Source organism: Bradyrhizobium sp. B039 (assembly GCF_038965675.1).
GTDB classification, from domain to species: Bacteria; Pseudomonadota; Alphaproteobacteria; order Rhizobiales; family Xanthobacteraceae; genus Bradyrhizobium; species Bradyrhizobium diazoefficiens.
Genome location: NZ_CP152416.1, coordinates 1,003,578 through 1,021,749, shown reverse-complemented (window position 1 = coordinate 1,021,749; position 18,172 = coordinate 1,003,578). Strand labels below are relative to the sequence as shown.

Genomic DNA, 18,172 nt, shown 5'->3' with positions numbered 1-18,172 from the left:
TGTTCGGGCGACAATACGCAATCAGCTACATCTTTGATACCGGAATCCGCCGCGAACGAGGCGCCGTAGCCGAACCGGGGAATGACCGTCAGGCATGGTTCGCGACGATGAAATCACCGGCATGCAGGCTGCTCGCCACGAGATTCTTCAGGCGGATCGACTGGTGATCGTCGAGCGTGACCAGCGTGTCGGCTCCCTGTTGCGTGATGCCGAGATCGCTGAAGGAGTGGATGTTGGCAAACTTCTGCAGGTCGATCTTGTCCTGGCCCAGCTCGAAATCGACGATCGTGCTCTGAACCGGAAGCGTCGAATTCGTAAAGGAGAACTGGTCCTGCCCGTCGGTTCCGACCAGGGTGGGTCCCGTGGGCGGATCGACGACCAGCGTGCCGCCGTTGCCGTCGTTTGCGAAATGGAAGCTGTCGATGCTGTAGCTCCCGGCAAACCTGATGGTCGCGGTGTCGGTCCCGTCGGACAGCGTCAGCACGCCGCCCAGATGGTCGGCGTTTTCGGTGTAGGTCACCCCGGTCAGGCTCGAGAAGCCGATGTCCTTGAGGTCGAGGAGATCCGAATTGGCGGCCGTGCCGTCACCCGCAAAGCCGTTGATGACGCCGGTGAAATCGGCGGCGTGTTCGATCGCGAAGGTGCCGGTGGTACCGGTCCCGTTGGCAAAGGTCACGCTCTGTGCGGAAGCCTCTCTGAGGTTCAGCACCGCGCCGGTCTCGATCGTCATGGGCGTGTCGGCGGGCGGATCATAAACGGTGGTGCCGCCATGACCGTCGCTCTGAAGGGTCCAATTCAGGTCCCTGCCGAGAAACTGCAGGGTGACGGTGGTCGCGCCGTTGTAGAAGTCGACGGTCGTGACGTTCGTGTCCGAATTGTACTGGGCCTGCGCCGACATCGAGGATGTCCAGGCGAGATCCTTCATGTCGATCAGATTGCCGGACGAGAGCGGAGCTCCGGCCGGAGAGCCCGAGATGAGCCCGTGGAAATCCTTGGCATGGTCCAGGACAAGGGTGCCCAGGCCGTTGTCGTAGTAGACGACGATCCCCGAAACCGAGCCCTCGATCTCCACGACGGCCTTGTTGGAAATCTCGATCGCTCCGGTGCCGCTGACATTGCCCTTGATGTCGATCGTCGAAATGTCATTCCCGGAGAACGGGCCGGCCTCGATCAGGCCATTGTCGACGACGTCGCCCTTCACCGTGAACACGGTGCCGGGCTCGGTCAGCAGCGTCACGCCGGAGGCGACGGTGAGGTCGTGGATCGTGACGTTGGCCGCGCTGTCGACGGTGCAGGGTTCGCCTCCGGCGAGCAGCTTCACGTCGTAGCTGGCCCCCGGCACGCCCAGGCTCCAGTTCGACGCCGTGTTCCAGTCGCCGCCGGCAGGATTGGTCCATTCATCGACCGGGGCGATCTCGACGATGGTGCCGCCGTTTCCGTCGCTGCTCGTGATGAAATGCGTGTCGCTGTAGCTGCCGATGAGCTTGAGCGTGATGCTGTGGTTATGCGTATCGCTCACGACGAGATTGCCGGAGAGGGCGTCATAGGTCGCCGTGGTCCCGCCGTCCCAGGTGATGGTCGACAGGTCGATCTTCTCGTTGGCGGCGAAGCCGGCGATCGAACCGCCGAAGGTCGTCGTGTCGATCTCGAGCTCGCCGCCGGCGCCGGCGAAGGTGACGGTCTGCGACACCAGGTTCTTGATCTCGAGCGTCGCATTGGCGTCGATCGTGACCGAGCCTGCGCCGGTCAGCGAGCCGAACAGCGTCAGCGTTCCGGTGTGGACCTCGATGAGATGGCTGTTGACGATGGTGCCCGTGATCGACGCCGCGCCCCAGCTGTCGATGTCGCCGGAATTGCTGATGCCGGTTCCGTTCACCGAAATCGAGGCGCCATTGAGCAGATCGATTTCGCCGGCGTTGACGATCGAGGACACGTTGCCGAAGACGCTGCTGCCGCCGACGGTCCAGATGCCGCCTGCATTGTTGTTGAAGGTCGCGCTCGCGACCGAGATGTTGCCGTTGATGTGGCCGGTGTTGTTGATGATGACGGCGCCGCCGGTCTCGACGATCGCATAAGTCGCGGAGGTCACGGTGGAGGCGACGGCCGGCCCGATCGTGCCGGAATTGTCGATCGTCGCGAGGCCGTTCGCGTTCTCCTGGATGAAGATCGCCGCATGGCCGGTCGCGCCCACGACCGAGCCGGTGTTGGTGATGTGCATCGAGCCGGTCGCGGCCGGATCGCCCGGAGCGACGGCGTTCTGATTGACACTGATGCCGACGCTGCTGGTGCCGATGATATGGCCGTTATTGACAATGGTGACAGCGCCTGCGCCCGCGGCAAAAGCGGACAGGCCGACCGCGCCGGTGGCGGAGCCGTTGTTGGTGACGCTGACGTCACCGCCCCCATGATCGAAGACACCGATCGCGGTGCCCGCCGCGGTGATCGACGAGCCCGCGCCGGTCGTGACCGTGACCTTGCCGACGCCCCAGGTGAACGCCTCGATGCCGTAGCCGGCATCCGCAATGATGGTCGCATCGCTGGTGACGGTGACGTCGCCGCTGACGGCGTTCGAGAAGACGCCGCTGCCACCCGGCTTGTAGCCCGCGATGATCGCGCCCGGCGTGGTGGTATCGCCGTTCGGCGCCGAGCCGGAATGGATGGCGCCGTGCGCCACGACTGAGATCGTGCTGTGTACGCCGCTCGCGATCGCCGCTGCGTAGTTGACCGCCACGATGCCGGAGCTGCCCGAGATGACGCTATCGCCGCTCGCCAGGGTGACGCTGATGTCGCCCTGGTCGATGCTATAGGCGAGAATGCCGTAGCTGGTCGTGCCCTTCACCGAGGCATTGGCAGCGAGCGTGACGGTCACGTTGCCGCTACCGCCGTTCAGCGCCTGGGCGCGGATACCTATCTCGGCACCGATGACGGTGGTGCCGGCGCCGTCGTTCACCGTGACGTCGCCATTGCCGTAATTGTAGGCGTGGATGCCGTAGCCGCCCGCGGCGGTGACATTGCCGTAGTTGTTGACGACGACGTTGCCATAGACGTTGGCGTTGGCGCCAAAGCCAATCGTCGCGCCGAGGTAGCCGGCCTCGAGGCCGGCCGGCGCGTTGCCGCTCAGATTGAGGCTCGCACCAGAGTTGACGGTGCCGTAGTTGGTGACGGTGATCGAGCTGTGATCCGAGGCCAGGAGCGTGCTCGCGCGATTGACTGCGACGACGCCGGAGCTTCCCGACGTGACGACGCTGCCGGCCTCCGTCCTGACGGTCGTGCTGCCTGAGCCATAGCTGCGCGAACGGACGCCGTAGATCGAGCTCCCCGTGATGGTGCCGCCGGCGTCGATGGTAATGTCGCCGCCACCCTCAGTGTGCGCATCGATGCCGTAAGCGCCGCCCGCGGCGCCGCCAAGCTGGGTAATCGAAATGTCGCCGCCGTTGGCGGTGTTCAGGTTCTCGACCAGCACACCGACCGAATTCGCGCCGGAGCCGGTCGCCTTGCCGGTGAGATTGTTGACCGTGATGGCACCGGAGCCCGTTTGGCTCTCGCGCAACGTGATGCCGTTGCCGGCACTGCCGGTAATGTTGCCGGTCGCCGTCAGCGAGACGTCGCCTGTGCCATTCTGCGTGACGACGACGCCATTGGCCGCACCGGTCAGTGCACCGGAGGGCGTGAGAATGATGTCACCATGGCTACCGGGCGACCCACCCGAGGCGGTGAAGTCGACCGCATCACCACTTAATGCCTCAATGTTGGCATCACCGGTGATGGTGAAGGTGCCTCCCGTTGACGCCTGACCGCTGATGGTACCGCTGAAGGCGTGGCTTGTATCGTCGAGCTTGAGCGTGTTGGAGCCGCCCGCGAAGAGGACCGTCTGCGCGTCCGCACCGCCGAGCTCGAGCATCGCGCCGTTGTCGATGATCACCGCGCCGACGCCGCTGAGGCAGCCGGAGAGGTTCAACGTTCCGGCCTGGACCTCGATGGTGCCGGTGTTGGTAACCGCCGCCGAGATCGTATTGAGACCGGTGACCCCGTAGAGATTGCCAGAATTGCTCAGGCTGCCGCCATTGATCGAAACGTCGGACAGATAGAGTTTTGACGCGGCGTCGATCGAGATCGTTCCGCCGGCGTTGGCCACCGTGGCGGTTATCAGCTTCAGCGTGGCGCCGTTCACCACCTCGATCAGATCGTGATTGGTGATCGCGTGAAGGACGCCGGGATCGATCGTCAGCGTGCCGCCGGTGACGGCGATCGTGCCGGTATTGGTGATATCGGCGTTGTGGATCGCGCTCGTGCCGGTCGATTCCAGCGTCCCCGCGATCGTCAACGTGCCGCCATCGATCACTGCACCGACGAGATCGAGCGTCGAGCCTGATGTGACCGAAACCGCGCCGGTGCCGTTGGTCACCGTCATCGCGATCAGCTTCAGCGTGCCGCCATTGATCGCGGCCAGCGTGCCGGTGTTGGTGACGGCCTCGTGGTCGATGTCGAGCTCGGCGCCATTGGCCTGAAGCGTGCCGGCGTTGGCGATGGCGGCCGAGGTCATCGTGGCAAGCGTCAGCAGGCCGCCAACCGCCTCGATCAGGCCGTTGCTGGTGATGGCAGCATCGGTGATCGTGGTCGCCCCGGACGAATCCAGCGTGCCCGAAACGGAGAGTGCGCCGCCGGTCAGGCTCGCACCCGCCAGGGTCAGCTTCTTGCCGGGATCGACCTTGACGGTGCCGCCATTGCCGATCGTGGCTCCCGCAATGGTGGCATCGTCGAGCGTCAGTGTGACGCCGTTTTCGACCGTGACCGTGCCCTTGTTCAGGGTTGCGTTGCCGTCGATCTTGCTGTTGCCGGTGACGTCGATCGCGCCGCCCTGCGCACCGCTATAATTGTCGATGGTGCCGCCGGTGATCTCGGTACCGGACAGCGTCAGCGTCTGGCCATCGTCGATCTTGATGACATGGCTGGTGTTGGTCAGGATATCGTTGAGCAGCGTCGCGGCGCCGGCGATCTCGAGCGTGCCGGTGTTGGCGACCGCTCCGCCCTGGATCCTGGCGCCGTCCTTGAGCTTGACGGTGTTGTCGAGCTCGATGCTGGAATTGTCGGTGATATCAGTCCCGGACACGGTGACGCCATCCAGCGTCAGCGCGGCACCCGCGGTGACCGCAGTGACGCTGAGTATGGCACCGCCGTCGATCTTGCTGGCACCGGTGACGTCGATGGTGCCGCCGCCCTTGATGGCGCCGCCGCTGAGCGTGGCGTGGTCCAGGGTCAACGCGGCATTGGCATCGACGATAACGTTGCCGCTCGAATTGTCGACGGTCGAGCCCTGGTCGATGGCCAGGGCGCCGTTCGTCAGCACCTCGATCGTGCCGGCATTGTCGACGCCCTCATTGCTCAGCGCATTGCCGCTGCCGCTGACGTTGAGGACAGCATTGTTGTTCAGGATGCCGTCGCTCAGGACGGCGTTGCCGGTCAGGTCGATTTCACCGTTGCCGGTGATCACGCCTGTGCCGCGGATGCCGGCGTTGAGGACGGGGCCATCCTCATCGTCACCGCCGCCGATAACCGGCCCCGCTCCGCTGATCGTCGCGCCGTTGACGGTCAGCTTGCCGCTGGCATCGACGGTAATGTGGCCGGCGTTGGCGACGCTGGTGCCCTGGTCGACGGTCAGCCAGCCATTCGCCAGCACCTTGATCGTCCCGGTGGAGGTGTTGGAGACGCTCTCGTGGGCGAACTCGGCCGTACCCTTGACGTTGACCGTGCCGGAATTGTTCAGCGCGCCGTGCTCGATCAGGCTGGTGCCGTCGAGCTCCAGCGTGCCCAGAATGGTGACGGTGCCGCCGTCGACCGTCGCGGTATCGACGATCAGCATCGTGCCGGCATCGGCCTTCAGCGTGCCGCCGGCATTGTGGATCGTGGCCAGTATGTTCAACGTGCCGCCCGACAGCTCGATCGTGCCCGAATTGCTGATCGTGGTGCCGCTGGCGAAATCACCGCCGCCCTGGAGCGTCAGATAGCCGGCATTGGTAAGCACGCTCGTGTCGAGGATCTTGGCCTTGCCGCCGACCGACATCGTGCCGGTCACGGTGTTGGTGAGGATCGAGTCCGCGCCCATGTTGAGCGCGCCCGATATCGTCAGCGAGCTCTGGTTGATCAGTTTCGGCGGCGGGCCGCCGAAATCGTTCATCGTCACCGACCTGGCATAGGCGGCGACGTCGATCGTCACCGGATAGGACGGCGTCAGGCCGTGCAGCTGATCGGTGATGACGATGACGTCGTCATTGATGGTCGGGACGGTGCCGGTTTCCCAGTTCGCCGCGTCCTTCCAGAAACCGCCGGAAGGCGCGCCCGCGTGGTCGGTCGCGATCCACACCACCGCGGGCGCATCGGTGCCCTTGATCGTGACGGTGATGGTCTGCTGCGAGGTGGCGCCCTGCGAATCCTTGAGCGTCACGGTGTAGGTCAGCGTCAGCACCTCGCCCTTCGGAATGAAGTCGGCGAGGTAGACGGGAAGGTCGGCCAGCGACCAGTTGATGGTGCCGGTGCCGTCCCCGGTGCTGTCGGCACCCGCCGCGATCGCGACCGACATCGCGCTCTGGAACGCGGCGAGCGGACCCGGCGGAACGGTGCTGCCATCAGGCAGGGTCGCGCTGGTCAGCGCCACCGACACCGTATGCTTGTCGGTGAGATCGACGTCGTCGAAGCTCAGCGTACCCGACGTCGGCACATCGCTGGTGAGCGGACCGCCCGGCTTGCTGGTGCCGCCTTCGAAGGTGATGGTCGGAACGCTGGTGGTGATCACCGGCTTGTCGTTGGTGCCGGTGATCGTGATGGTGATGTCGATGAACGACGCTTCGGGGTTGACCGAAAAATTGTTGTCGACGCGGACCCTGTAGGTGAGCGTCAGCGTTTCGCCCGCCGCCAGGAAGTCGAAGACGTGGTCGGGAATCGTATAGGTCCAGACCGCCGAGCCGTTATTGTTGTTGCCGGCGGCGGCGACGACCTGGATATCGATCTGCGTCGCCGCGATGTCCTGCTTCTGGAGCGCAGAGAGCGTGCCGGTGACATCCTGCTGGCCGGCGGTCTTGTAGACGTAGTTCGGCGCGTCGCTGAGGCTAATGCTCACCGTCGGCTGATCGCCCAGGTTCTGGTCGACGAAGGTGATCCGGCCGGAGATCGTATCGGGCGTCGTATCGCCGGTCGCGTTCGCGTGCTCGGTCAGCGCGAACGCTGTCTTCACGTTGCCGTCGAGATCGAGGCTTTGACGCAGGGGCGGCCCGGGGATGCGGGTGCTGGTCGCCGGATTATGGCCCGCCCCCTCCGAACCCGGCTGATTGAGATTCGTGAAGGTCGCGGTCGCGGTGGCACCGGTGTCCGTCTTGATCACGACAATATTGCCGGTCTGCGTGATCGTGTCGGTGAAGTTCGTGGTCAGCTTGGTGTTGGTGTTGTTGTCGGTGAACTTCAGCGTGAACACGTCCGTGATCAGCTTCTGGATGTCCGGCGACATCAGCGCGTTGGTGATCGAGACGTTGCCGCCGCTGATCTGGATCATCTGGCCGGCCTGATTGACCGTCGCGATCGGCAGCAGCGTGACCTTGTCGAACAGGATGTAGGAGCCCGTCGTGCCGTTCGGCTCGACCAGCACCTGGAAGCTCGCCTGCGGCTGCGGATCGCCGCCGCCGGCGGGAACGACGAAGTTGATCTGGGTCAGCACCGCGGTGCCGCGGATGCCCATGGTGGCGACCGGCGTGTCGATCTTCATGTCGCCGTGCTTGGCGGTCTCGCCGGCGACGAAGGTGATCGTGCCGGCGACCAGGCTGAGCAGCGAGGAGTTGTTCGACCCGTTGGGGTCGTAGACCATCTCGTTCAGCACCATCCGCGCATTGGAGGACAGGCCGAACACGGTGCCGTCGATGAAGGTGATACCGAGCGTCGAATCCGCGCCGGTCGAGACCACGTCGCCCTTCTCGACATTGTCGCCGTTGTTCAGGATGACCGAAACGCCGTTGCGGACCGCGGTCGCGCTGCCGGAGAGTTTGGTGACGTGGCCGATGACCTGGGCTGCGGCAGTACCGGGCGCGGCCTGCGCATATTGCACATGGCCCGTGAGCGCGTTGACGACGTCGCCGGTGAGGTGGGCGCCATCGGGCGAGGCGATCGCGGCGCGCTTGTCGCCCCTGAAATAATCGTGAACGACGAACTCGTGTCCGTCATGGGACAGCACGAGGTCGAGACCGGCGCGCTTGAACTCGCCATTGAAGATCAGGTTCGGGTCGGGAACCACGAACGCGCCGTCGGGCACGTGACCGTGCGCCTTCGCGATGAAGGGCTTGGCGGTAAAGGAATCGACATGGAGATCGGCGGGCGAGTGGGAACCCTGGCCGTCCAAGAAGATCGCGGCGTCAAATTTGCCAGCGTAATTCAACCGGGCACCGTAAAAAGGGTTAAAATTTAAGTAAGTATCAACCGCCTAAGCTTGCATAGCATTACTAAATCCTTAGCGAAACCATCTATTGCTTGTGTGATTTCGCGTCACTTGACGATCGGAGCCCTCGAAGAGCAGTGCCCTCATGGTGAGGACAAAGTATTCCTTGCAGTATTCTGAAGTTGAAGTCGGCCTGTTTTCGCACATTCTCAGTCATCCAAAGTAAACTGCCGTATAGATCAAGCGGCAGATACTCATGTCATCTTTTCTTCGTGGAACCCCGGGGCATCCTGCGGGAAATACGGAACTAAATCTGTGACCCAACTAACAGAACCCGTGAAATAGCGGGTCGTTAGCCATAGGCGACAGAATCAGCCTACCTGCAACTTCTGCCTGCAATTGTTTCCATTTCGCGGCGACCGGACACCTCCTAGCCCCCGATTCGTAAAATTTTACGCAATTTGGGCAGAGCCGTTTCAGCCTGTCCCACGGTTTTGGGGCCCCTGCCGGGCGCATTAAGCAGAACAAAACGGCCCGTCTCGCACTATCTCCGCGAAAGCAACAAAGCCCGGCACGTACAGGTCGAGGGGGACCTGGCGAAGCCGGAAGGGGATGTCAGATGGAGACCGCTGCTCGCTCGCGCGCCTGGCGCGCAATCCTTGGCCTGTGCGGATTGGTCCTGCTCGGATCGGCCGCAGAGCTCCGCGCCGGCACGCTGCTGTCGCCGGGCGCCGGCGTCCTCGTGCGCAAATCCGCCGAACCGTTCGGCGTGTTCGCCTTTGCCATCTCGTCCGGCAGCCTCCAGCAGAAATGGTCCGCGCTGAAATCCAGGCTCGACGACGACATGGTGCAGCTCGCGCTGTGCGACGGCGACCGCGACAATTGCGCATCGCCTGCGGCACTCAAGTTGCTCGCCATCGTCGACCAGGCCCGCGCCCGCGACGGCCGCGCCCGGCTGGGCGAGACCAATCGCGCCATCAACCTCGCCATCCGCGCCGCCAATGACGGCGCCGACGACGTCTGGAGCTCGCCGCTTGCGACCTTCGAGCGCGGCGCCGGCGACTGCGAAGACTATGCCATCGCCAAGCTGGCCGCGCTGCGGCTCGCCGGCGTTGCCACCGAGGACCTCCGCGTCGTCGTGGTGCGCGACATCCGCGCCGGCGAGGAGCATGCGGTTGCCGCGGCAAAGCTCGACGGACACTGGCTGATGCTGGACAACCGCCGCATGGCGATGGTCGAGGACGACGACTCGCGGGGCTACCAACCGCTGTTCGTGCTGTACCAGTCGGCCGTGCTGAAATATGTCGACGAGCCGGTGCGGTTGTCGATGGCCACGGCCGAGGCGCACTGAGCTAGCTTGCAACCCGGATGGAGCCAGCGGGTCGGCGCAAAGCGCCGCCCCACAAATTCATTCCACCGCGCGATCCGGGGCGCTAGCATGCCTCCGGCAAGGCGGGGGCGACTGGAATGCGGTTCATCGGGCTGATTGTGCTTGCGCTGCTCGCGCCCGCGGCACCCGTGTTCGCGCAATCCGGCCCATCCGATCGCTCCATCGCCGACAAGCTGCCGCTGTTCGCCAGGAACAACTGCCAGCAGATTCGCGATCCCGGCAATCAATTGATCTGCGGTGACGCCGAGCTTGCCGCCGCCGCCGAGAAGCTGGGCACGGCGATCGAAGCGCGGCTCGCCCGCCTGCCCGACCGCCTGCCGGCCATCGAGGAGAACGCGATCTGGGGCCGCCAGCGCAATCTCGGCTGCGGCATCGTCGGCGAGACCCGGATCCGCACCGACGATTTCGACCGGGTGAAGGCGTGTCTCCTCAAGGTGACCGAGGAGCGCACCACGATCCTGCGTGATCCCGATTTCGACTGTCTCGCCGCCAATACGGCCGCGGGCGCACTGATCTGCGCGGACCCCTCGCTGGCGCTCGCCGAAACGGAGCTCAATGGCCAGGTGCTCGGGCTGATCGGCAAGCTGGACCCGACTGCGGCCCGCTTTGCCTTCGCCGAATACGGCCGGTGGACGCGAGAGCGCGACCGCAGATGCAATCTGGTCGGCAAGGAGAACGTGCCGCTGCAAGAGCTCGAATCGGCGGAGAGCTGCCTCGCCGATTACCTCGCACACAAGACCGACGAGATCCGCGCCGCCAAGAGCGATCCCAAAAAGGTGTTCGGCCGGCAGGTCGCGGCCCGCTCGCCCGACACCGACGCCGTCGACTTCTGCGCCGCGCGGATTCACGCGGCCAATTCCTGCGGAAATTTCCTGCGCATCAACCGCGTCTACGCCGTCGACAGCCAGGTGAGCGACCAGGAGGCGCAGGTCACGGGCGAGATCGAAATGGTCGTGTTGGCGCCCTTCGCCACATGCAGCAAAGTGGCCTCCACCTGCACCGGCACCTGCTGGGACGCCAGGACGGGTCGTCCGCAGCCGGGAGCTGCCGGCAACAAGGAGCGCTCCGCGGATGCCTTCAACGTCACGCGCCGCCTCAGGATCCAGCGCACCTTCGCCTTCGTCAAAGCCGGCGACGGCTGGCGCTGCCGTGAAGACGAGCTGGCACCGGTGAATTCGGGGACCGCGAGCGGGGGATCGTAGGTCTTTCTTCTCCCTCTCCCCGCTCTTCGCGGGGCCGCGACGAGCTCCGCTCGCGCTGAGAGGGTTGGGGTGAGGGCAGCTTCCGCAAGGACGGTGAAAGATGGACTCGCGGAGACTCCCCCTCACCCGGAATTTGCTCCCGCAAATTCCGGCCTCTCCCCGCACGCGGGGAGAGGCGAAGACGCATCAAAACATCAGATTGTCCTTCACCAGCACCCAGCGGCCGCCCTTGACCTGCTGCACCTGGGTGATGGTGTTGGCGAGGTGGTCGGTCTTGGAGAACTTCGTCGGGGGCGAGTTGAAGATGTCGAGGAACTTCTCGCCCGACTCGAGCGAGTCCAGCATCTTCTGTCCCGTGAGGTCCTTGCCCGCCTTCTGCGCATAGAAGGCGAAGGTCATCACCGCGTTGTAGCCGATGATCGCCTGCGTGTTGGCGTCGGTGTTGAACATCTTCTTGTAGTTGACGAGCCAGTCGTGGACCCTGCCCTTGGCGGTGTCCTCATACGGGATCTCGAAGCCCGACGCGGCATAGAGGCCTTCCACTGCTTCCTTGCCGAGCATGGGCACTTCCATCACGTTCACGGGCGTCGCACCGAGGAAGGTGACGTCCCAGCCGAGCTTCCTGGCCTCGGTCATGGCGCCGATGGGCTCGCGCAGCACCGCGCCGAGCACGACGAGGTCGCAGCCGTCGGACTTCATCTTCGCGACCTGGGCGCTGAAGTCGGAGGCGCCGCGCTTGTAGCTCGTGATCGAGGCCGGCTGCACCTTCATCACAGCCAGTTGCTGGTTGAATCCGTCGAGCACGTTCTTTCCGTACTCGTCGTCCTGGTGCATGATGCAGGGCTTCTGGAAGCTCTTCCACTCCATCATGTATTTGAGCGCGGCGCGCGTGCTCTCCACATAGGGCAGGAGGTTGTTGAACTTCAGCCGCTCCTGCGGCTTGGCTGGATCGAACTTGAAGGTGAACTCCGCCGCCGTCAGCGGGAAGAGCTGAAGCACCCCGGCGTCGAGCAGGATGTCCTGCGCCGCGAGCACGGTCGGCGATCCCATTGGTCCCACCATCGCGAAGATCTTGTCGCGCTCGATCAATTTTTGCGACGCCAGCACGGCCTTCTTCGGATCGTAGCCGCTGTCCTCGACCACCAGCCGGATCTTGCGGCCGTTGACGCCGCCGGCGGCGTTGACCTCCTCGACCGCCATCTTCATGCCGTTGGAGACCGGCACGCCCCAGCCCTTGATCGGCCCCGACAGATCCTGGTGGGTGCCAATCACGATCTCGGTCGCCGAGATGCCTTCATTGGTGACCTTGGTCTGTGCTGCGGCCGGCAGATGCGTGAGCACCACCGCGCTCACCGCAAGGCCGAACGCCCTGAACGATTTCGACATTGACGTCTCCTCTCCCTGGCCCGTGTTGCGCGAAGGGTTGGCCATCGCTCCTTCGCTGATTTCAGCGTCTTTCTTGCGCACGGCCTTCCGGCCGCGCGCCTCACGCCACCGCACGTTCGCGATACATGGCGTCGATCTCGGCGGCGTAGCGCTTGTTCACGAAGCTGCGCTTCAGCTTCATGGTCGGCGTCAGCTCCTCGTCCTCCGGGGTGAGCTGGCGTTCGATCAGGAAAAACCTCTTGATGGTCTCGACGCGGGCGAAATTGACGTTGACCTGCTCGATCTCGCGCCAGATCAGGTCCTGGATCTCCGTCGCCCGGCACAGGCTCGCATAATTGGTGAAGGGGATGTCGTGGTCCTGGGCGAACTTCTCGACGTTCTCCTGATCGATCATGACGAGGCAGGTGAGGTACGGCCGCTTGTCGCCGATCACCACCGCATCCGAGATGTAGGGCGAGAATTTGAGCTGATTCTCGATCTCGGACGGCGTGACGTTCTTGCCGCCGGAGGTAATGATGATGTCCTTCATCCGGTCGGTGATGCGAACGAAGCCCTCGTTGTCGATGGTGCCGACGTCGCCGGTGTGCAGCCAGCCGCGCGGATCGATGGCCTCCGCCGTCTTCTCCGGCTGGTTCAGATAGCCCATGAACAGGAAGTCGCCCTTGATCAGGATCTCGCCGTCGGGCGACAGCGCGACCTCGCCCCAGGACACGGCGGTGCCGACCGAGCCGAGCTTGATCCGCGTCGCCGGCATCATGGTGGCGACACCGCAATTCTCGGTCTGGCCGTAGACCTCGTGCATGTCGATGCCGAGCGCGAGATACCAGCGGATCAGCTCCGGCGCGATCGGCGCAGCGCCCGTGAAGGCGATGCGGCAGCGATCGAGCCCGATCATGCGGCGGATGTTGCGGAAGGCGAGCCGGTAGGCGAGCTGGTTGGCGAGGCGCAGCGACAGCGGCGGCGTCCTGCCCTCGATCCGGCAATCGACCATGCGGTAGCCAATCCCGATGGCGCGGCGGTAGACCCATTGCTGGAGCGGCGTCGCATCCTTCAGCGCGATGGTGATGGCGGAATAGAATTTTTCCCAGATGCGCGGCACCGCGAGGAAGATGGTCGGCTGCACCTCGCGCAGATTGTCCGGCACCGTCTCCGTGCTTTCGGCAAAATTCATCACCGAGCCGAGCGCGACCGAGATGTAGTAGCCGCCGATGCGCTCGGCGACATGGCAGAGCGGCAGGAAGATCAGCCGGTCTTCGTTCTCCCGCGCCGGGATGAAGTCATTGGCATGCCGCATCTGGTGCGTGACGCTGCGGTTGGCGTGCATCGCGCCCTTGGGCGGGCCGGTCGTGCCTGAGGTATAGACGAGCACCGCGAGATCTTCAGGGCCGCGGCTGTCGATCATCTCCTGCCACAGTGCTTCGCGCCCGACCATATGGTTGCGCCCGAGCGCGCGAAACTCGTCGAGCGACATCACCATGTCGTCGGAGAAGCCGCTGAGGCCCTCCATGTCGAACACGACGATCCTTTGCAGGGACGGGCAGCGTGTGCGGCAGGTGAGGATCTTGTCGAGCTGCTCCTCGTCCTCGGCGAAGATCACCTTCGTGCCGGAATCGTTGACGAGATACTGGACCTGGGACGAGGCATCGGTCGGATAGATTCCGGACGAGACGCCGCCGGCGCACAGGATGCCCATGTCGGCATGGACCCATTCCGGCACGGCATTGGCGATGATGGAGGCGACGTCGCCGGGCATGAAGCCGATCGCGCGAAGCGCGTAGGCGATCTCCTTCGAGATCTCCAGCCACTCGCGCCAGCTCGTCGGCTGCCAGATGCCGAACTTCTTCTCGCGGATCGCCGGCCTGTCGCCCCGCGTTTCTGCGGCGCGCAAGAAGCTTTTCGCGATCGTATCAGCGACCGTCAGCACCGCCGGTCGGGCCATGCGCGTCTCCTCCTTGTCGCTTCCCCTCCGCTGCCTGCCTTGCCGGCGGTCTATGTCTTGCAGACGGGCACCCCATCTAACGCCAAGTCTTGCCTTAACGCCACGTCTTCTTCTTTTTCCAGCGCCGTTCGCCCCGAGCGCCCGCTTCCTTGGCGCCAAGGTAGAATTCCTGGATGTCCTGGGAATGCATCAAGCGGTCGCAGGCGTCGTTCATCACGATACGGCCGATCTCCAGCACATAGCCGTAATGTGCCGTTTCCAGCGCCACCTTGGCGTTCTGCTCGACCAGCAGGATCGACATGCCCTGCTCCTCGTTGACGCGGCGGATGATGGTGAAGATCTCCTTCACCAGCAGCGGCGACAGGCCGAGCGAGGGCTCGTCGAGCAGCAGCAGGGTCGGCCGGTTCATCAGCGCGCGGCCGATCGCGAGCATCTGCTGCTCGCCGCCGGAGAGCTGGCCGGCCGGCTGGTCGATGCGCTCCTTCAGCCGCGGGAAATAGCCGTAGACGCGCTCCAGATCCTCCGCGACGCCGCTGCGGTCCTTGCGCGGATAGGCGCCCATCATCAGGTTCTCGCGCACGGACAGGAACGGGAACACCTCCCGCCCCTCCGGCACGTGGCTGAGGCCGAGCCGCACGATCCGGTCGGCCTCCATGCGCTGGATCGGCTTGCCCATGAACTCGATCGCGCCCTTCTGCGGATCGAGAATGCCGGAGATCGTCTTCAGCACGGTGGTCTTGCCGGCGCCGTTGGCGCCGAGCAGCGTGACGATGCGGCCGCGCGGCACCTCCAGCGAGATGCCGCGGATCGCCATGATCGGCCCGTAATAGCTCTCGATGTTGGAAAGCTTCAGGATGATGTCCGGTGTCGCCGCGGCATCCATCGCGTCAGGCTCCCAGATACGCGGCGACGACATCAGGGTGCTGCTGCACCTCGGCCGGCGAGCCCATCGCCAGCACCCGGCCATAGTTCAGCGCGATGACGCGGTCGGAGACGCGGTTGACCAGCGACATGTCGTGCTCGACCATCAGCACGGTGACGCCAAGCTCGTTCTTCATGTCACGGATCCAGAACGACATGTCGTCGGTCTCCTCGACATTGAGGCCGGAGGACGGCTCGTCGAGCAGGATCAGCTTCGGCTCAGAGCACAGCGCCCGCGCCAGCTCGATCACCTTGCGCACGCCGTAGGGCAGGCCCGAGATCAGCTTGTCGCGATAGGGCTCGAGATCGAGGAACTCGATCACCTGCTCGACCCGGCGGCGATGCAGCTTCTCGTTGGCGCGCACGCTCGGCAGGAACAGCAGCTCCTGCCAGAGCTGCGTGGTGGAATGGCGGTGGCGCCCGACCAGGAGGTTGGACAGCACCGTCGCGTTCTCGAACAGTTCGATGTTCTGGAAGGTGCGGGCGATGCCTAGTCTTGCGATATCGTAAGGCGGCTGCTCGGTGATGTCCTGGTCCTCGAAGAAGATGCGGCCCGAGGTCGGCCGGTAGATGCGCGAGATCAGGTTGAAGATCGAGCTCTTGCCGGCGCCGTTGGGCCCGATGATCGAGAGGATCTCGCCCTTCTCCACCGCGAACGACACCGCATCGACGGCCTTGAGGCCTCCGAAATGCAGCGACAGGTTCTCGGCGCGAAAATAGCTCATCGGTTGCGCTCCGACTTCACGTAGATCTTCTGCCGCTTGAAGGTGGCGCGCTTGTAGAGCGGGAAGAGCTGGAAGAAGAGCTTGATCTTGAGCCAGCGGCCGTAGAGCCCGAGCGGCTCGAACAGCACGAACAGCACGATGATGATGCCGTAGATCGCGCCCTTCAGACCGTTGAGCGAGGCGAAGGCCGCGACCTTGGACTGGACGTCGGCCGCTCCCTGGGTGCCGGCGCCGAAAGCGGCGGCAATGCCGGCGATGATGCCGGGCATGTCGTCCTTCAAATAGGTCAGGAACGGGTCGATCATCACGATGAAGATCGCGCCCAGCACGGCGCCGTGCAGGCTGAAGCTGCCGCCGATCAGGATCACGATGATGAACTCGATCGAGAGCTGGAGCGTGAACATCTCCGGCGAGATGAACGAGAGCTTGTGCGCGAACAGCACGCCGGCAAAGCCGGTGATCGCCGCCGAGATCGCAAAGGACTTCACCTTGTAGAGCGCGACGTTGACGCCCATGCTGCGCGCCGCGGTCTCGCTGTCGCGGATCGCGACGAAGGCGCGGCCCGTCGGCGAGCGCAGCAGATTGAGCGTGCCGACGATGGTCAGCACCAGCACGGCGAGACACAGGAAATAGAAGGTCGGGCTGTCGCGCGGCACCGCGACGCCGAGCAGCGACAGCGTCTTGACCCGCATGCCCTCGTTGCCGTTGGTGACGCTCTCCCAGCGCGCCAGGATCTCCTCGACGATCAGGGCAAAGGAGATGGTGGCGATGACGAGATAGATGCCCTGGAGCCGCAGCGCGGGAAAGCCGACCATCGCGCCGATGATGCCGGTCAGAACGCCTGCGGCGAGGAAGTAGACCGGGAACGGCACGTTGTATTTCTGCAAATAGGCCGCCGTGTAGGCGCCGATCGCGAGGAACGCGGCATGCCCGAGCGAGGCCTGCCCCGTAAAGCCGGTCAGGATCAGCAGCGCCACGCCGACGGTTGCATAGATGCAGACGAAGACGAGCTGGCTCATCAGATAGCTGGAGAGCACGTAGGGCGCGATCAGCAGCAGCGCGAGCAGGATGCCGTAGGAGACGAAATAGCCCGAATGCGGGAACAGCTTGATGTCGTCTTCGTAGTCGGTCTTGAACAGGAAGCGCATGGCGTTCAGACCTTCTTGCGGACGTGAAGGCCGAACAGACCTTCGGGCTTGAGCAGCAGCACGGCGAGCAGCACGACGTAGGGCGCGACGTCCTTCCAGCCCTCGGCCAGATAGAAGCCGGCCATGCTCTCGATCACGCCGATCAGGACGCCGCCGACCACCGCGCCGGGGATCGAGCCGAAGCCGCCGAGGACCGCGGCGGGGAATGCCTTGAGGCCGAGCACGAGGCCGACATTGGAGTGAATGAAGGTGATCGGCGCCAGCAGCACGCCGGCGCAGGTCGCGACCGCCGCGCTGATCGCCCAGACGATCGACACCACGCGCTTGACCGGGATGCCCATGTAATAGGCCGCCAGCATGTTCTCGGAACTGGCGCGCATCGCGGTGCCGAGCGTGGTCTTGTTGAAGAAGAGCCAGAGCAGCGTGCACAGGATCATCGTCGCCGCGATCACCGAGAGCTTGTCGTAGGCGAGCACCAGCGAGCCGATCCGCAGCACGCCCTGGCTGAACGGCGTCTCGATCTTCAGATCATCGGTGCCCCAGATCATGCCGGCGATCGAGCGCAGGAAGTAGCCGAGCCCGATGGTCGCCATGATGATGGAGAATTGCGGATAGCCGAGGATCGGCCGCACCACCACGCGTTCGGCCAGCATGCCGAACAGCGCCATCGCGGCCACCGCACCGGCAAAGCCGATCCAGTAGTTCAGGCCCATCATGCCGATGAAGGTGAAGGCGAAGAAGCCGCCCAGCATCATCAGGTCGCCCTGGGCGAAGTTGACGACCTCGGTCGCCTTGTAGACCAGCACGAAGCCGAGCGCGATCAGGCCGTAGACGCAGCCGAGCGCAACACCGCTGACCAGCTGCTGAACGAAATCCAGCATCGCCGCGCTTCCTCCTGACGCAACCGGCGGTTCTTCGATCGCCTCGTCGCATCTTGTGTCCAGTCGCTACGCAGTCGTTTCGCTGCGTCAGCGCCATTTGTCCCGGTGCCAATTCAGCCTGAACCGCCAAGCGCTGTCAACAAACGGTGACTTGCCTTTAGTCC

The 18,172-nt window shown here is 64.3% G+C and carries 9 protein-coding genes; 2 read left to right on the top strand and 7 right to left on the bottom strand.

Going from position 1 to position 18,172, the window contains the following annotated elements:
- Positions 1-88 precede the first annotated feature (88 nt).
- Complete coding sequence (locus AAFG50_RS04715) at positions 89-8,416, bottom strand: FecR domain-containing protein (protein WP_028173724.1); 8,328 nt, start codon at positions 8,414-8,416, stop codon at positions 89-91.
- Between the two features lie 619 nt (positions 8,417-9,035).
- On the opposite strand from AAFG50_RS04715, the gene AAFG50_RS04710 reads away from it, so the two are divergent.
- A complete protein-coding gene (locus AAFG50_RS04710) occupies positions 9,036-9,767 on the top strand; it encodes a transglutaminase-like cysteine peptidase (protein ID WP_028173723.1) in 732 nt (243 codons plus the stop codon).
- Positions 9,768-9,883: 116 nt separating this feature from the next.
- Positions 9,884-11,008: a lysozyme inhibitor LprI family protein gene (locus AAFG50_RS04705; RefSeq protein WP_028173722.1), complete on the top strand. Its 1,125-nt coding sequence runs from the start codon at positions 9,884-9,886 to the stop codon at positions 11,006-11,008.
- A 186-nt stretch (positions 11,009-11,194) separates the two neighbouring features.
- Here AAFG50_RS04705 and AAFG50_RS04700 read toward each other — a convergent pair whose 3' ends face one another.
- The 6 genes from AAFG50_RS04700 to AAFG50_RS04675 form a co-directional block, all read right to left on the bottom strand.
- Entirely contained in the window at positions 11,195-12,394 is a 1,200-nt protein-coding gene (locus AAFG50_RS04700) for an ABC transporter substrate-binding protein (RefSeq protein WP_028173721.1), read from the bottom strand.
- Between the two features lie 100 nt (positions 12,395-12,494).
- The gene (locus AAFG50_RS04695) at positions 12,495-14,333 is read right to left on the bottom strand and encodes an AMP-dependent synthetase/ligase (RefSeq protein ID WP_028173720.1); all 1,839 of its coding nucleotides are present in this window, start codon (positions 14,331-14,333) and stop codon (positions 12,495-12,497) included.
- Positions 14,334-14,427: 94 nt separating this feature from the next.
- On the bottom strand, positions 14,428-15,216 hold the full coding sequence (locus AAFG50_RS04690) for an ABC transporter ATP-binding protein (RefSeq protein ID WP_028173719.1): 789 nt from the start codon (positions 15,214-15,216) through the stop codon (positions 14,428-14,430).
- 4 nt (positions 15,217-15,220) lie between these two features.
- Entirely contained in the window at positions 15,221-15,979 is a 759-nt protein-coding gene (locus AAFG50_RS04685; RefSeq protein WP_011090654.1) for an ABC transporter ATP-binding protein, read from the bottom strand.
- On the bottom strand, positions 15,976-17,127 hold the full coding sequence (locus AAFG50_RS04680) for a branched-chain amino acid ABC transporter permease (RefSeq protein WP_028173718.1): 1,152 nt from the start codon (positions 17,125-17,127) through the stop codon (positions 15,976-15,978). The genes AAFG50_RS04685 and AAFG50_RS04680 overlap by 4 nt, the downstream gene beginning before the upstream one ends.
- Before the next feature lie 5 nt (positions 17,128-17,132).
- Positions 17,133-18,008 (bottom strand): branched-chain amino acid ABC transporter permease, encoded by an 876-nt coding sequence (locus tag AAFG50_RS04675; RefSeq protein WP_028173717.1) that lies wholly within the window; start codon positions 18,006-18,008, stop codon positions 17,133-17,135.
- Positions 18,009-18,172 lie beyond the last annotated feature (164 nt).

Bases quoted from the DNA above. Each gene is read 5' to 3' on its own strand.
- AAFG50_RS04695 (WP_028173720.1), bottom strand. From the start codon at position 14,333: ATGGCCCGACCGGCGGTGCTGACGGTCGCTGATACGATCGCGAAAAGC.
- AAFG50_RS04690 (WP_028173719.1), bottom strand. From the start codon at position 15,216: ATGGATGCCGCGGCGACACCGGACATCATCCTGAAGCTTTCCAACATC.
- AAFG50_RS04680 (WP_028173718.1), bottom strand. From the start codon at position 17,127: ATGCGCTTCCTGTTCAAGACCGACTACGAAGACGACATCAAGCTGTTC.
- AAFG50_RS04710 (WP_028173723.1), top strand. From the start codon at position 9,036: ATGGAGACCGCTGCTCGCTCGCGCGCCTGGCGCGCAATCCTTGGCCTG.
- AAFG50_RS04685 (WP_011090654.1), bottom strand. From the start codon at position 15,979: ATGAGCTATTTTCGCGCCGAGAACCTGTCGCTGCATTTCGGAGGCCTC.
- AAFG50_RS04700 (WP_028173721.1), bottom strand. From the start codon at position 12,394: ATGTCGAAATCGTTCAGGGCGTTCGGCCTTGCGGTGAGCGCGGTGGTG.
- AAFG50_RS04705 (WP_028173722.1), top strand. From the start codon at position 9,884: ATGCGGTTCATCGGGCTGATTGTGCTTGCGCTGCTCGCGCCCGCGGCA.
- AAFG50_RS04675 (WP_028173717.1), bottom strand. From the start codon at position 18,008: ATGCTGGATTTCGTTCAGCAGCTGGTCAGCGGTGTTGCGCTCGGCTGC.